This is a genomic window from Brevibacillus aydinogluensis (assembly GCF_961514395.1).
Lineage (GTDB): Bacteria > Bacillota > Bacilli > Brevibacillales > Brevibacillaceae > Brevibacillus > Brevibacillus aydinogluensis.
This window is the reverse complement of sequence record NZ_OY569118.1, coordinates 3,791,820-3,806,297: the sequence shown is the minus strand read 5'-3', so window position 1 is coordinate 3,806,297 and position 14,478 is coordinate 3,791,820. Positions and strand designations below refer to the sequence as shown.

Here is a 14,478-nt window from a genome sequence, read left to right as displayed (position 1 = left end):
CTGAGGGAGCTGGGCGTCATTTCGTTGTCAGCGGCAGTTCGACAGTTACCGTGGTTCCGCTGCCGAGCCGGCTGTCGACGTGGAAATGGCCGCCGTGGAGTTGGACGATCTCCTGGCAGATGGAGAGGCCCAGGCCGCTGCCGGCCTGTTTGGACCGCCCCTTGAAAAACTTCTCCGTGATGTGGGGCAGGTCTTCCGGGTCGATGCCTTCGCCCGTGTCCGTTACGGCGATGACCGCCCATCTCCCGGTCTCCTCCGCCGTTACGGTGATCGTCCCGCCACTGGGGGTAAACTTGAAGGCATTGTCCAGCAAGTTCACAAAGACCTGCTTCAGCCGGTTGACGTCACCTGTAACCGGCAGGGGGGCATCCGGCACGACAACCTGCAGCCCTACACCCTTGTCGTGCGAGCGGACAGCGAACTGCACCCGGACGTCTTCCAGCACGTCGCGCAGGTCCAGCCGCTCCCGCGACAGTTTCAGCTCGCCCGACTGAAACTTTGAGAAATCCAGCAATTCTTCCACCAAGCCGATCAGTCGATCTGTTTCCTTGGCGATCACTTCCAGGCCAAGCCTTGTTTCTTCCGGATCGTTCAGCCCGCCGGAAAGGAGCGTCTCTCCCCAGCCCTTGATCGAGGTGAGCGGCGTTCGCAGTTCGTGGGAGACGGAGGAGATGAAGTCGTTTTTCAGTTTTTCGTTCTTGCCGATCTCTTCGGCCATGTAGTTAAACGTCTCCGCCAGCGTGCCCACCTCGTCGTCGTAGCGCTTGGCCGCCCGGACGGAAAAATTGCCCGTCGCCATTTGCGTAGCCGCTCGGGTCAGCTCCAGTATCGGGTCGACCATGCGCTTGGCTGTCACCAGGCTCAGGCCAAAGGCAAACAGTACGACGACGGCCCCGACGCCTGCGCCGTACATCGCAATCTTGTAGACGGCTGCGTATAGCGGTTCAGCGGAAATGGTGTAGCGCAAGACACCGACCGTTTCCCCCAGGTAGGTAAGCCGGTTGGAGACGGCGATGACCCGCTCCGGTGTCTGCGGTGACTTGCCGACGTAGATGCCCGTCGTGTTTGTCAGGGCTTCCTTCAGGTCGGGCGTGTCAATCACCTCGGCGGTTTGAAATCCGTAGGAGTTGAGCAGCACTTTTCCCCCGGTGTCCAGCACTTCCACCTTGGCAGTTTCCCCGTTTGAAACATTCTCCAAAATATAGCGGGCCTTTTCTTTCAGCCCGTACGTGCCTGCATACTTGTTGATAAAGGTGGTGAACGTAGTGGCCCGCGTGACCAGCGTTTCGGTGGCGGTGCCGAAGTAATAGGTATGCACCGCCCAGTAGAACAACCCTTCCAACACCAGCACGATCAACAACAGGATGAACCCGAAGTGGATGATCAGTCTGGCCCTAATCCCTCTCATTGTTCGTTTCCTTTCGCCATAAGTAACCATAGCCCCAAACCGTTTCCACGAATTTGGGGTGGGCGGGGTCTTCTTCGATTTTTTGGCGGATGCGGCGAATGTTCACGTCGACCACTTTCAGGTCGCCGACGAAAAACTGACCCCAGACCTTGGTGAGAATCTCGTCGCGGCTGATCGCCTTGTTCGCGTTTTCCGCAAGCAGCTTGATGATGGCAAATTCTTTCGGGGTCAGCACAATCTCCTGACTGCCTTTCAAGAGCTTTCGCTCGTCCAGAAGCAGCGTGAACGGATGGATGTCGATGAGGTGTTTTGCCTCGTCAGGAGCGGGGAGGGAGTAGAGCCGGCGGTGCAGCGCCTTGACGCGCGCCAGCAACTCCGCCGGACTGAAAGGTTTTACCACGTAATCGTCCGCCCCAAACTCCAGGCCCATCACCTTGTCTCGTTCCTGGCTCTTGGCCGTCAGCATGATAATGCCGAGCCGGGGGAACTTCTGGCGCAGGTGCCCGCATACCGTAAAGCCGTCGATCCCCGGCAGCATCACGTCGAGAATCGCGATCTCGATGTCCGGCTGGTTTTCGGCGATTTCCAGCGCTTCTTCCCCGCTGGCCGCTTCCACCACTTCACAGCCTGCCCGTTTCAGGTTAATGCGGACAAAGTCGCGAATCGACTTCTCGTCTTCCAGCAACAACACTTTCATCGTCTCTACTCCTTGCTCCTGCGGGTAAGATAATCGGTTACATCGGCATTTTCAGCGGACGGAACAACTGACGGATTTCGTCTGCTGTCAGCAGCATGGCATTGTACTCACGCAGGGCGGCACCGCTCAACCCGCTGGCTTCCTGCGGCTGAATCGCCACTACCACCTGTTGTCCCTGCTCCGTCAGCACGATATACGGCGTTTGCTTTTCCTTCAGGGACGCTTCGACCTTTGTCCAATCCTTCTGCGGGACAGCCTGCAGGGTGAGCAGCGTCGCCTTTTCCTTGCCTCCCTGGCCGTAATAGAGCAGGCGCACGGGAGGATTGGCAGAGTCGCGGTCTACTTCAATGGTGTACTTGTCCTTCCATCTGGCGGGAATGAGGAAATCCGTGCCGATGCCGTACGACTGATAGTGGTCCTCGACGTGGCGCAGGCCGGCCGCTCCGTCCCACTGGTAATAGGAAGCGATCCACGGAATTTCCACCATGGCAAGATCGTCGGTGCCCGGCGGCTGGGTGTGAATGCCGATTTCAACAATGCCGTCGTTGTTGATGTCTTCACTGGGCAATACATAGGGTTTAAAGGTCATAGAGATGTCACCGTCCGCCTTGGTCAGCGGACGCACCAGCTTGCCGTCTTGCCAGACCAACAACTCGGTCATGCCAGAGTGTGCTCCGATGCCCGCGTCGACAAAGATCGCCGACTGGGTCGGTGTCGCCTTCCCGATCGTCGCCTGTTCATAGCCGTTTACCCCTCCCTCCAGGGGCAGTTCGGCCAGCTTGTCCAACTGTCCGTCCTTGATACCGTACACCTCTGCTTTGGACGTCAGCTTGTCGTGGTCGTGCGAGATCAGTGCCAGCTCCGCTTTCTTGTCACCGGTGAGATCGCCGACGGCCATGGCTGCGTACGATTGCTTCAACAGCTCACGCATCTGTTCCTGCTGCCAGGAGTAGATGGACAGTTCCTTGTTCAGCCCTTCACCGCCGCCCCAGCCGATCAGCATCTCGGGGACGTTGTCGCCCGTAACGTCGACAAACTGGACGTAGTCCAATTCGCTGCCGATTCCGGTCAAGGACGCTGTCTTTTTCCATTTTCCCTCTTTTTGACTGAGGACAAGCACGCCAATTTCGTAATCCGTTTTTTCCGTTTTGTAAAACGCGATCAAATCGGGATTGCCGTCACCGGTCAGGTCCTGCAGGTTGACCGCGCTGGCCTCTTCAGGGTGAAGCGGCACCGTCAGCTGTGAGCCGGGCGGCAAAAACTGCATAACCGTTTGGTTGATCGATTGTTGGTTGGCATCTGCCAACGGCGCCCGCATCAATGCATTTGGCGTGTCGTTCAGGCCGCAGGCACTAGTGAAAACAGCGAGAGCGGTTGGCAACAGCCACGATTTTTTCATGGTGGTTTCGTTCCTTTCTATGCAGTGTTGGCAAATCTGCCCTTATTGTAGCCGGATTGGAAGGAAAAAGAGTTGCAAACCGGTGACATTGATCCACTGCCGAGGGTGAAAAAGGTACATGCCGAATTGCAACAATTTGGCAACTGCCACCGTTTATGAAAACAGAGTCAGCTCATTGACGGATTAGAGAAACTGACTGTTCTGCAATCTGTTTTTACAGACGGCAGGATGCCAAAAAGCAGGGATGACAAAGGGAGGAAGAAGTGATGAAAGCGTGGTGCAAGACCGTATCGGCCGTGCTTTGCGGCGGTGCGATTCTCTTGGCGCCGGGACCGAATGTGGAGCCGGTTCATGCGAAGGCGGTGAATCCGCAAGCGTTTGCCACCGTGGTGCGCATTCAGCCTGAGCACTCGATTACGTTTGGGATAACATTTGTAGATGGATTTCGGGCACAGGTGACAAGCAGCCATCTCAAAGGCGTCACCACCGTTGACGTGAGTCCCAACAAGGACGGATATGTGAGGTACGGTGTCTACCAGGCCAACGGCAAGCTGCGCAAACCGATCAAAGGCTTTGCCGAAAAGCTGGTTCAATTGGTCCCGTACTACGAGGCGGACGGGAGTATCCGCTATCTCGGCCGCCAGGTCCTGTATGGCGTGGACGGGTACGACCGGATCGCCGTGGCCACCAGCGTCTGGACACTGGTCAACCAGAAACCGCAGCTCGTCGGACTCACCATCGACAAAGGCGATTGGGACAACTTGCCGTCCCCCGAAGTGGACGTCAACACAGGATTTAGCATGGACAATGACAGCACCTTTGTGCTGGACACCAGGTACGCAGATGTGACGGGGGATGGAGTGCGCGACCACGTGCTGCTGGTGGGGCACAAAATGGGCGCGTCCATGAACCTGCTGGCCGACAATCTGCGTCTCGTCGTCCGCGAGGGGAAAACCAACCAGCAGACGTATGCATCCGTAGGCCAATGGGATCGGGCGTATCTGCCGAAACTGCACATCGGCCGCTATAATCAGGACAGCGTGAACGACATTTTGATCACCATGCCTACGGAAACGGGAAAGGTCTACAGCGTGATGACGTGGAAAGACAACCGCCCGGCGGCGCTGATCGACCAGCGGACGGTGAACAATCCGGCCGTCTACCAGCCTGTCATCGGTCGTTACGGAGAAGCGATCGGCCTCCACAAGGTGACGCCGAAGAAACAGAAATGACAGCAGGCGCACCCTGAGGCTGTGTCTGCAAACGAACATCCCTCTCTTTCCTGCGGGAGAAGAGAGGGATGTTTTTTGTGGCAAAGATTACAGGAAAATGATTCCCAAAATGGATACCACCACGATGCCGACCAAGCCTTGAACCAGCGTGGCCATCGTTTGGGCACGGTAGGCGGTGGACAGGCTCATTTTGGAGAACTGGGTGACCACCCAGAAATAGGAGTCGTTCACGTGGCTGACCACCATGGCACCACAGCCGATGGCCATGACCGTCAGCATCTGCCCGATGGGAACAGTGCCCATCATCGCATCCAGGCCCAGGGATGGCAGGAGCGGCAGCATGATTGTTGAGGTGATGACCAATGAGGCGGTGGAGCTGCCCTGAGCCGTTTTGAGGACGGCGGCGATCAGGAAGGTGATGATCAGCGCGCCCACGCCGACAAAGGCGACATTGCCGTCGATCAGCGTCTTCACGTAATCGGCGATGGGAGTAGCCTTGATGACCGCGCCGAGCGATCCGCCCGCACCGGTAATCATGATGATGACAGCAGCGTCCAGCAGGCCCTCGCCCATCCACTTGGTCAGCGTTTCCTCATTGCGTTGTGGCAATAGTCCAAAAATAGCGAAGAGCAAACCGATAAACAGCGCGTTCACGGGGGCGCCCAGGAAGGTGAGAAGTGTGTTGGCAAAGCCGGTGATCAGCACTTCATTGTTGCCTTGGGCATCGACTCCCACCGGGAAGTTGGCAAACGAACCGAGGGCCAGCAGGACAATCGGAACCACGATTGGCGCAAACGAGGCGAAGGCAGATGGCAGTTGGCCGAAACGGGCTTTGAACTCTTCAAAGCTTTCCACAGCCTCATCCAGTTCCACCGGGAGCTTGGCCGCCACTTTGCGGGCCCAGATGTGTCCGGCGAGCGCGACCGGGATGGAGACGAAAAGACCGATGACGATTACCCAGAACAGGCCGTCCGGTCCAATGCCGACGTTGGTCGCGGCGGCGATGGGACCCGGTGTCGGCGGCACCAGTGTATGGGTGGCGTACAGGCCGGTGGACAGAGCGACTGCCAGGGTAACGACGCTAACGCCTGTCTTTTTCGCCAGCGATTTTTTCAGGGATGACAAAATGACGTATCCGGAATCGCAAAAGACCGGGATGGAGACGATCCAACCGATGATCGACATGGCCAACGCCGGATGGCGGTCGCCCAGAAGGCGCAGCACCACTTCCGCCATTTTGACGGCGGCACCGGAGTTTTCCAGGATTTTGCCGATCATTGTTCCGAAGATGATGACCAGACCGATGCTGGTGATGATGCTGCCGAATCCGCCGGCAATCTCTTTGCCGATGTCGGCGATAATCGGTTCCTCGACACCGCTGAGGGAGCCGACAAAGTTGGTCGCCAATGCGAAAAGATATGTGCTGGAAATGATGGATAAGAACGGATGGAGCTTCCACTTGGCGGTCGCGTAGACGATGAAGACAATCGCCAGCAGCAGAAGAAGCAAAATGATTGGTCCCAACTGAATAACTTCAGGACTCATGACAATCCTCCCTTGGTTGCGAATATGCGCGTGAGTTGTTCGGCTGCCTGTTCCAGCAGTCCGGCGGTTTGCGCCATTGCCTGTTCCAGCGTCATTGGCTTGTTGATGATGCTGGCTACTGCGGTGACGCCATGCTTGTACAGCGCCTCGATCCCAGTGCCGATGGAACCCGCCAGGACGATGACGGGAATCCCGCGCTGCTGCGCCAACTTTGCCACCCCACAGGGTGTTTTGCCCTGTGCCGTCTGATGGTCGACCTGCCCTTCGCCGGTAAACACCAGATCGGCGCCTTCCATCGCTTCGGCCAGCCGGGTGGTTTCACTGACAATCTGGATGCCGGACTTCAGCTCGCCGTTCAGAAAGGCGAGGAGGGCGCCTGCCACGCCGCCAGCCGCACCGGTCCCCGGCAGGTCGTGGATGGCGATGCCGCGAGTTTGTTCAATTACATCCGCAAAATGGCGCAGGTTGTCGTCCAGGAGTTTGACCATCTCGGGCGTGGCTCCCTTTTGCGGGCCAAATACATGGGAAGCGCCGTTTGGACCGACAAACGGGTTGTCCACGTCACAGGCGATGGTAAACACGCATTCTGACAGCCGCGGATCGGCACTGCTCGAATCGATTCGCTCCAGTTTATGAAGTTCACCTCCTCCAAACGCGAGCGGCTGGCCGTCCCCGTCCAGCAGGGCGAACCCGAGCGCCTGCAGCATGCCGGCCCCGCCGTCGTTGGTAGCGCTGCCGCCGATCCCCAGAATAAAGCGGCGGCAGCCCAGGTCCAACCCGGCTTTGATCAATTGGCCGAACCCGTAGGTGGTGGTCACGAGCGGATTGCGCTCGGACGCGTCGATCAGGTAGAGACCCGAAGCGGCTGCCATCTCGATGACGCACGTTTTCCCGTCTCCGAGAATCCCGAACTCCGCCGTGATCTGTCGACCGAGGGGATTTTTGACCGTGGCCTGCAAAATCTTGCCGCCGGTGGCGTCCACCAAGCACTGAAGGGTGCCTTCACCGCCGTCGGCCATCGGCTTGATGACGATGTCGCTGTCCGGCAGCGCTTTGCGCACGCCTGCCGCGATGGCATCTCCCACCTGTTTGGCGGTAAGGCTTCCTTTAAACGAATCAGGTGCGATGACAATCTTCATGCTGTTCCTCCCTTGGCCAGGGTTTCCATCATCTGTTCAATGTCGTCCACGTATTTGACCAGCGCCTGCAGCGCGATGGATTGTTCCTGTGCCTTGTCGTCGTTTGCTTTGGCCTGTTCGCTGATGCTGCCGAATGTGACGTGCACCTGGCGAAGAATCTCCTGAATCTGCTTGACAGTGTTTTGGCAGACAGATGCCAGTTTGCGGACTTCGGTGGCGACGACCTGAAAGCCTCTGCCCGCTTCTCCGGCCCGCGCGGCTTCGATGGCGGCGTTTAAGCCGATCAGGTTGCTGTGGTCGGCGATTTCCTTGATCATCTTTAGCGCGTCCGTGATCTGTTTGATCTGTTCTTCGCCATTGGTCACCACCTGCAGGGCGTTTCGGCTGGCTGCGGCAAAGTCTTCGGAACTGGCGGAAATCTGTTGAATCGTGGCCGCCATGTTGTGCAGGTGTTCGTACACCTGCTGGGAGGCCTTCTGCTGTTCCGTGATCTGTTCGCGGTTTTTCAGCCACAGTACGACGGTCCGGGCGGCGACGCGGACGATCGGCAGCATCTCGTCCGGATTGCCGGACATGCCGATCACGCCGATTCGCTTGCCGTTGTACACGATCGGCAGGTTGGAGCCTGGACGCACGCCCTCCAGTTGGCGTGCCTGCTCTTCCGTCACCAGGGCTTCGTCAATCAAGCCGAGCATGATCTTTTTGGCGGCCTCGTGCACGGTGCCAATGCGTTCCGGGCGCGTGGAGGAAAGAATCACACCTCCCTCACCCATGATGTTGATGTGCTGACCGGTCTCCTCGTGCAAAATTTGTACAATTTCGTCGAAAAAACCATCCTGCAAAAACGAATCAGTATTCATAGTCATTCCTCTCATGTTTGTCTGATGTTACCATTTACTATACAAGAATTGGGAAGGCGATTACATTTTGCAAAACCACCAAAAAAGCGTGTCGAATGCTGTCAGATTTCTGTGAGAATTATCCAGTTTGGGAGAGGCGGTGCAGTTCCAGCGCCAGCTTGATTTTGGCCGCTTCGGCAAAGCGGCGCGGATTGCGTCCCAGCATCTCCTCAATCCGGTCCAACCTGTACAGGAGCGTGTTGCGATGGATGTTGAGCGCTTGAGCCGCTGCCGTCAGGTTGAGATCGGCGGAAAACAGAGCGTGCAGCGTTTCCAACAGTTCGTCGTGTTTGACGAGATCCTTGAGAACGTCACGGACCACCACCTGCCGGGTGGCGGGGGGTGTTTCGAGCAGCAGCAGTTCCAGCGTCATGTCGTCAATATGGCCGATTGCCCCCTTGGCGGGGAAGCGTTCCAGCACCTGCAGGGCCTGCATGGCCTCCTTGAACGACAGTTCCAGCTCATAGACGTCCTCATAGCCGCGCCCCATTGCGATCAGCAGGCGGCTGCGCAGGGAGGCGGGGGCTGCTTCCAGCAGTTTGTGGGCGGCCTCGTGCAAATACTGCCTGATCTGCTCTTTGCTGCGGAGACCGCTCAAGTCAGTGACGACGATCCAGCAGTTCCGCTTTGTCACGGAGACGCAGACCTGATCGGAATTGCGGAAGCAGGCGGCAACCTTGCGGGGGAAGCTGCGGTCAGCATGCCATTCATCTCCGTCCTTCAAGCCGGTTGCCTGGATGATCACGACCGAGCGGGGACGGGACAAATCCAGACCGAGCAGGGCACCGCGGGACATTACCACTTCGCGCGCAGGGTCCAGCGTCCCGGAAATCATCTCCTGCACCAGAAAATTGACGGAGCGCTCCGCCATTTCCATCTGTTCCGTCAGATACGCCTGCTGCAGCATCATTTCCGTCATCATCTTGACCGCTTTGCCAAACGGAACCACTTCCTGCGGGGCGCCGGATATGCCGATCACGCCGACAATCTCCTGCTGAAAGCGAATGGGCATGTTGATGCCGGGCTTTGTTCCCGTCCATTTTTGGCAATCTTCTTCGCCGAGGAGCATTTCCTCCCCGGTGGCAATCACCTGGCGGGCTGCCTGGTGAAAGGTTTGGATGCGCGATGGATCGCTGGAACTGATGATGACGCCGTCCTTATCCATGACATTGATGTTCAGGTTGGTCACTTCCATTGTGCGTTTGACAATCCGGTCGGCGAGGGATTGAGTCAATTTCATCTTCCGCGGGCTCCTTCCGCTGGACATAGAGTATGGGTCTATTCATTGTATCGGGTAAGGATTCCCACACGTTTTAGATCGGAAAGATTACGTTTTGTTTTGACGAACAGTTTGCCATTGGGGTAGAATACTGGATAAATCGTATTCGTTACGATTTACAGGTGCGTAAGGAGTTGCAAGACATGGCTGATCAAGGCAGGCCGAAAAACACAAGAGGGAGGAACAAACCATGCGCGTAACAGTGACACTGCAGTGCACGGAGACGGGAGACCGCAACTACATCACGACGAAAAACAAGCGAAACACCCCGGAGCGGCTGGAGCTGATGAAGTATTCGCCGCGGCTGAAGCGGCGGACGGTGCATCGGGAAACGAAGTAGAACGAATCGCGTCATTGACCAAAAAAATTGGCCGGGACTGCTGTCCCGGCTTTCGGCGGCGGATTACGCTTCTCGTCTCAACACGGGGCGTTCCGCCGCCAGCTTTTGTTGGGTGAAAAACAGCTTCATCAGCGGCGGCGTCACCAATGTCGTCACGAGAACGACGACGATGACGGCGGCAAACATGTCTTCGGCCAGCAACCCGGTTTCCAGTCCGATGGAGGCGATGATCAGCGCCACTTCCCCGCGGGACACCATCGCCGCGCCGATGCCCAGGGAGCTGCCCCAGGTAAAACCAGACAGCTTCGCGCCGAGCGCGCCGCCGACCAGTTTGGTCAGGATTGCAAGGATGCTGAGGCCGGCAATCAGGCCGAGATGTTCGCCAATGCCCGCAAATGACGCCGTGACCCCGATGGAGGTGAAGAACACCGGGACAAACACCGAATAGCTGAGCGTTTCCACTTTTTCACACATCTTCTGCTTGTACGGGGTCATGCTGATGGCCACGCCGGCGATATAGGAGCCGATGATGGCGGCGACTCCCGCATAGTCGGCCAGGAAGGCGAACGTGAAGCAAATGATCAGTCCGGCGGATACGACAGACTCGGTTACCTGCAGCGGAGCAAACCGCTTCAGCACCCAAGGCACCACTTTCCAGGAGAGCAGCAGGGCGACGGCAAAAAACACCGCTTTTTTCACAACCACCATGCCGAGATTGACATCGCCGCCGGTAAAGCTCATCACAAACGCCAGGGCGAGAATGACCAGTACGTCGTCAATGACTGCGGCACCCAGGATGGTTGCTCCTTCTCTTGACTGCAGCCTGCCCAGCTCTTTAAGCGCCTGCACGGAAATGCTGACGCTGGTGGCGGAAAGCAACAGGCCGAGGAAGACCGCTTCCAGCGGAGACATGCCGACGGCGGTGCCCGCCAGATACCCCATTGTCAACGGCGCCAGGATGCCGGCCACGCCGACGAATGTGGAGGCTTTTCCCGTCCGCTTGAACTCGTCGAGATCGGTTTCCAGCCCCGCGATGAACATCAGCAGAATGACACCAATCTGGCTGATTTCCTTGAGAATTTCCGTGTCGTTGACCACCCCGAGCACCGTAGGCCCGAGCACGATGCCAATCAGCAGCTTGCCCAGTACGGAGGGCTGCCCCAAGCGGACGCTAATGTCCCCCGCAATCTTGGAAGCAAGCAGAATCATCGCCAGTTCAAAGACAATCATGGACACTCCCCCTTTGATGTGTTGCAACGGATGCGAATGAAAAAAGAGCCTGCCACCTCGATTTCCCCGCCTTTTTCGTAAAAAAGGCAATAGGAAACCCAGGTGACAGGCTCCTCCATTCAAATCGCATATTCACGTTTACGCATATCCATCATAACCGTTAATTCCTGAAAAGTCAATAAAGAATGACTCCGGCCTGTTCTGACTCGGCAGCCGGACGGGCAGCCTGTGCCGCAGGGGAAGAACCGGGGGGCGTTTGAGAGGTTTGTCTTTTTCCGGGATTTTCCGGATAATGGATTCGGAATGGTTTTTCCTTTTTGGGAAAATGGCGGAAATGATCACACAGTCCGGGAGGTTGGTGGCATGCACGCCAAAACAGTCCCCCGTTGATGCCGCGGCCCTCCTGTCTGTTTGTGTACGGCTTTTTCGAAACGCTTCGTACCAAACAAAAGGAGTGAACCCACATGAATGGACCAATGCCAATGACGAGAAAAGAGCGTGCGCGCCTGGCGCACGAGATCGCCGAACGGGCGCTGTCCGTCCACGGAGAGAACATCAAGGCGATCGGCATCTACGGCTCAGCGGCACGGGAAACGGACGGCCCGTTTTCCGATCTGGAGATGTTCTGCGTTCTGCGCTCTTCGGGTCAGGACGATGACTGCGAATGGGCCGTCGGGGCGTGGAAAGCGGAGGTGAACTTTCTGAGCGAGGACGTGATGCTGCGGGATGCGGCGTCCGTCGATGGCCTGTGGCCGCTCACGCACGGAAAGTATTTCGCTGTGCGGAGCCTTTATGATCCGGAAGCGTTTTTCGCCGAACTGCGCAGCGTGGCGGAATCGCCTGACAGGGATGATTTTCGCCGTGCGGTTTGCGGCGTGATCACAGGCGAACTGTACGAATTGGCCGGCAAGTGGAGAAATGTCAGGGTCCAGGGGCCCTGCACGTTTTTGCCGACGCTGGCAATCGAAACGGCCACGTACGGCGCCATGCTTGTCGGCCTGCATCATCGCCGGTGCTTTTCCACCAGGGCGCTCGTCCTGACCGAAGCGCTGGGGATGTCTGACCGCCCTGCCGGTTTCGACGCGCTGTGCCGGTTGGTGATGGCCGGGGATTTATCGAAGCCCGACGCGATCCTGAGCACCTGCGAAAGCTTCTGGGACGGGGTCATTGAGTGGGCCGTCCGAAACGGGTATGACTGCATGGAGAACAGGCGGATTCCCTTCTGAATCGCGGGAAAGATCGAAACATTTTTTTCCTCCTGGCGTATAACAGGGTAGCGTGATGGACAGGAGGGTGGAGCGTGTTTTTCGATGCGAGTTTTTCCATGCCGGGAGAACCCTTGTGGTTTACGCTGGCGCCCGGTTTGATCTTTGGGGTAATCATCGTGCTGATCGGGACGGCTCTGGTCAGAGGCGTGGTCACGTGGATGTCCAACAACACCGCGCCGGTCCGCAGCGTTCCTGCCAGGGTGTTGGGGAAGCGGACAAAAACCTGGGGAGGGGCCGGCGATTCAAGCGTTCATACGTCGTATTACGTGGCGTTTGAGCTGGACAGCGGGGAACGGCTGGAGTTTCGTGTAAACGGGCCGGAGTACGGGCTGATAGCCGATAACGAAGAAGGCATTCTCACGTATCAGGGCACGCGGTTCAAAGGGTTTCAACCCCAGCCCCGTGCGAAGTCGACCCCTCGCCAATCCGGGCAGTCAGGCGGTATGCCGCTGAAAAAAATATCCAAGGGGAGTGCGGAGCACTACGTCTGGGGGGAGCGCTGTGACGGCTGGCATCTGGTCAAGGGGAGCGACCTGAGTGTGATCCACGAGCGGATGCCGGCGGGAACGGCGGAAGTCCGTCATTACCATGAGCGGTCGCGGCAGTTTTTCTTTGTGCTGTCCGGGACAGCGGTGCTGGAAGTGGACGGCGTCTCGTGGGAGCTGCATCCCCACGAAGGCATGGAAGTGCCGCCGGGCGTGCCGCACCAGATGAAAAATGAAAGCGGGGCGGAGACGGAATTTCTCGTCATCTCCCAGCCGACGTCGCGGGGAGATCGCGTGCCGGCGGATTGACGGCGAGGGGGAACAAGGGAACCGGCCGGCATTGATCACACGCGCCGCCAGCGCACGGGAGACCTGCGCCCGGCTGTCGCGACAGTTAGAAAAACCCTGGCCGTTTGCCGTTCGGCCAGGGTTTTGTCATACATGCTGCGGTTGTCATTTCCACGGCAGGTACTCGGACATCTGCGCAAACGCGTCCGCCAGCGCGTGGAGGCTCTCCGCGGTCTGATAGGCTAACAGCGGCAGACTGAAGCAAACCAACAGAGCTTCTCCGATGTACTTGGCGATCATGCACCGTCACGCTCCTTTTTCGATTCTGATTCTTCTGATCAGAGCGAAAAGCGGAGTGCGGATGCATCCGAGTCGCCGTCTTCGCACCGTACGCGCCGATGCAGCCGGATGCGCTGCGTCTGCCTTACCGCCATCGGATACGTCTCGACCAAGCAAAGATTAATGGAAGGTTCGTAGCTGTCGTTTTTACGCCAGCCAATGGTCACGCTCTGCGAGCGCTGCAACCGCCGTATGTACATTACGGACGGGAAGCAGCCCGCAAACAGGGCAAGCAAGGCGAAGAAATCATCCAGCGAAAGCAGCAAAAGCGCTTCTTCCATCGGCGATTTCCCCCCTTTCTTGACGTCTGCAAGAACCTGGGTTCCTGGCATCCCTCATTGTAAACCCGTTGGGCGGAAGCGGGCAACCGGAAAAAATTCTCGAAGTGCAATTCCGGTACAAAGCTGGAGGAGAGGCTCAGGCCGAACCCGATCGATGGCGCCATCGCCATAAGGATGATCGGTCAGTTCAGAAATGGTCGGATGATGGGCGGGACGTGCCTATTTCAGCCGGCCGATCGACAGACTCAGCCGGTAGTTGCCGTACGCCAGGATGTCGTCCAACAGCGCGTTGAGGGCCGTCTGATCGGGGACGCGGACGAGCAGCGAATAACAGCCTTCCCCGCTGACGCGATGAGCTTCGACGATCTCGGGGCGGCCCCTGACGAAGCGTTCGAACTGTCCGTGATCCGTCGTTTTCATCAGGATCGTGACGATCGCGGTGAGGGAGGGGCCCAGTTTGGCAGGATCGACAACGGCCGTATATCCGCGGATGACGCCCATGTCCTCCATCCGCCGAATGCGGTTGCCCACGGCTTGGCCGGTCAGATGCACCTGTTCGCCGATTTCTTTCCACGACAAGCGGGCGTTTTCGCGCAGCAGGGCGAGGATGTGCAAGTCGGTTTGATCGAGCATGAGGCAGTCTCCTTTC

15 protein-coding genes and 1 pseudogene are annotated in these 14,478 nt (G+C 57.8%); 5 read left to right on the top strand and 11 right to left on the bottom strand.

Annotated features, from left to right (window positions below):
• Window positions 1-16 precede the first annotated feature (16 nt).
• From Q7F15_RS18845 to Q7F15_RS18835, 3 genes are read right to left on the bottom strand one after another with little or no spacing between them, the layout of a single operon-like run.
• Window positions 17-1,408 (bottom strand): sensor histidine kinase, encoded by a 1,392-nt coding sequence (locus Q7F15_RS18845; protein ID WP_304414792.1) that lies wholly within the window; start codon window positions 1,406-1,408, stop codon window positions 17-19.
• Window positions 1,395-2,105, bottom strand: coding sequence for a response regulator transcription factor (locus Q7F15_RS18840; RefSeq protein ID WP_171566099.1), 711 nt, complete (start codon window positions 2,103-2,105; stop codon window positions 1,395-1,397). The genes Q7F15_RS18845 and Q7F15_RS18840 overlap by 14 nt, the downstream gene beginning before the upstream one ends.
• Before the next feature lie 37 nt (window positions 2,106-2,142).
• Window positions 2,143-3,504, bottom strand: coding sequence for a VCBS repeat-containing protein (locus Q7F15_RS18835; protein ID WP_171566100.1), 1,362 nt, complete (start codon window positions 3,502-3,504; stop codon window positions 2,143-2,145).
• Window positions 3,505-3,770: 266 nt separating this feature from the next.
• On the opposite strand from Q7F15_RS18835, the gene Q7F15_RS18830 reads away from it, so the two are divergent.
• A complete protein-coding gene (locus Q7F15_RS18830; RefSeq protein ID WP_171566101.1) occupies window positions 3,771-4,736 on the top strand; it encodes a YybI family spore inner coat protein in 966 nt (321 codons plus the stop codon).
• Window positions 4,737-4,823: 87 nt separating this feature from the next.
• On the opposite strand, the gene Q7F15_RS18825 is transcribed toward Q7F15_RS18830, so the two are convergent.
• The 4 genes from Q7F15_RS18825 to Q7F15_RS18810 all read right to left on the bottom strand — a co-directional run bounded on the left by Q7F15_RS18825 (window position 4,824) and on the right by Q7F15_RS18810 (window position 9,559).
• Window positions 4,824-6,251: a GntP family permease gene (locus Q7F15_RS18825; protein WP_212133053.1), complete on the bottom strand. Its 1,428-nt coding sequence runs from the start codon at window positions 6,249-6,251 to the stop codon at window positions 4,824-4,826.
• Window positions 6,252-6,277: 26 nt separating this feature from the next.
• Window positions 6,278-7,420 carry a glycerate kinase gene (locus Q7F15_RS18820; protein ID WP_212133033.1) on the bottom strand — a complete coding sequence of 381 codons (1,143 nt, stop codon included), beginning with the start codon at window positions 7,418-7,420 and terminating at the stop codon, window positions 6,278-6,280.
• Window positions 7,417-8,280 carry a sugar diacid recognition domain-containing protein gene (locus tag Q7F15_RS18815; RefSeq protein ID WP_304414791.1) on the bottom strand — a complete coding sequence of 288 codons (864 nt, stop codon included), beginning with the start codon at window positions 8,278-8,280 and terminating at the stop codon, window positions 7,417-7,419. The genes Q7F15_RS18820 and Q7F15_RS18815 overlap by 4 nt, the downstream gene beginning before the upstream one ends.
• Window positions 8,281-8,398: 118 nt before the next feature.
• Entirely contained in the window at window positions 8,399-9,559 is a 1,161-nt protein-coding gene (locus Q7F15_RS18810; RefSeq protein ID WP_171566105.1) for a CdaR family transcriptional regulator, read from the bottom strand.
• Between the two features lie 229 nt (window positions 9,560-9,788).
• On the opposite strand from Q7F15_RS18810, the gene rpmG reads away from it, so the two are divergent.
• Window positions 9,789-9,938: a 50S ribosomal protein L33 gene (rpmG, locus tag Q7F15_RS18805; protein ID WP_171566106.1), complete on the top strand. Its 150-nt coding sequence runs from the start codon at window positions 9,789-9,791 to the stop codon at window positions 9,936-9,938.
• A gap of 63 nt (window positions 9,939-10,001) precedes the next feature.
• On the opposite strand, the gene Q7F15_RS18800 is transcribed toward rpmG, so the two are convergent.
• A complete protein-coding gene (locus Q7F15_RS18800) occupies window positions 10,002-11,168 on the bottom strand; it encodes a cation:proton antiporter (protein ID WP_230077665.1) in 1,167 nt (388 codons plus the stop codon).
• A gap of 464 nt (window positions 11,169-11,632) precedes the next feature.
• On the opposite strand from Q7F15_RS18800, the gene Q7F15_RS18795 reads away from it, so the two are divergent.
• From Q7F15_RS18795 to Q7F15_RS18785, 3 genes and pseudogenes are all read left to right on the top strand, one after another.
• Window positions 11,633-12,394: an ANT(4')-I family aminoglycoside nucleotidyltransferase gene (locus Q7F15_RS18795; protein WP_212133035.1), complete on the top strand. Its 762-nt coding sequence runs from the start codon at window positions 11,633-11,635 to the stop codon at window positions 12,392-12,394.
• 98 nt (window positions 12,395-12,492) lie between these two features.
• Window positions 12,493-12,816 (top strand): annotated as a pseudogene (locus Q7F15_RS18790) (DUF2500 domain-containing protein); the annotation flags it as partial.
• 63 nt (window positions 12,817-12,879) lie between these two features.
• Complete coding sequence (locus tag Q7F15_RS18785; RefSeq protein ID WP_212133054.1) at window positions 12,880-13,230, top strand: cupin domain-containing protein; 351 nt, start codon at window positions 12,880-12,882, stop codon at window positions 13,228-13,230.
• 144 nt (window positions 13,231-13,374) lie between these two features.
• Here the strand turns inward: Q7F15_RS18785 and Q7F15_RS18780 are convergent, their stop codons facing one another.
• The 3 genes from Q7F15_RS18780 to Q7F15_RS18770 form a co-directional block, all read right to left on the bottom strand.
• A complete protein-coding gene (locus Q7F15_RS18780; protein WP_256379888.1) occupies window positions 13,375-13,509 on the bottom strand; it encodes a hypothetical protein in 135 nt (44 codons plus the stop codon).
• Window positions 13,510-13,547: 38 nt separating this feature from the next.
• Entirely contained in the window at window positions 13,548-13,829 is a 282-nt protein-coding gene (locus Q7F15_RS18775) for a hypothetical protein (protein WP_212133036.1), read from the bottom strand.
• Window positions 13,830-14,048: 219 nt separating this feature from the next.
• Entirely contained in the window at window positions 14,049-14,462 is a 414-nt protein-coding gene (locus tag Q7F15_RS18770; protein WP_171566111.1) for an Lrp/AsnC family transcriptional regulator, read from the bottom strand.
• Window positions 14,463-14,478 lie beyond the last annotated feature (16 nt).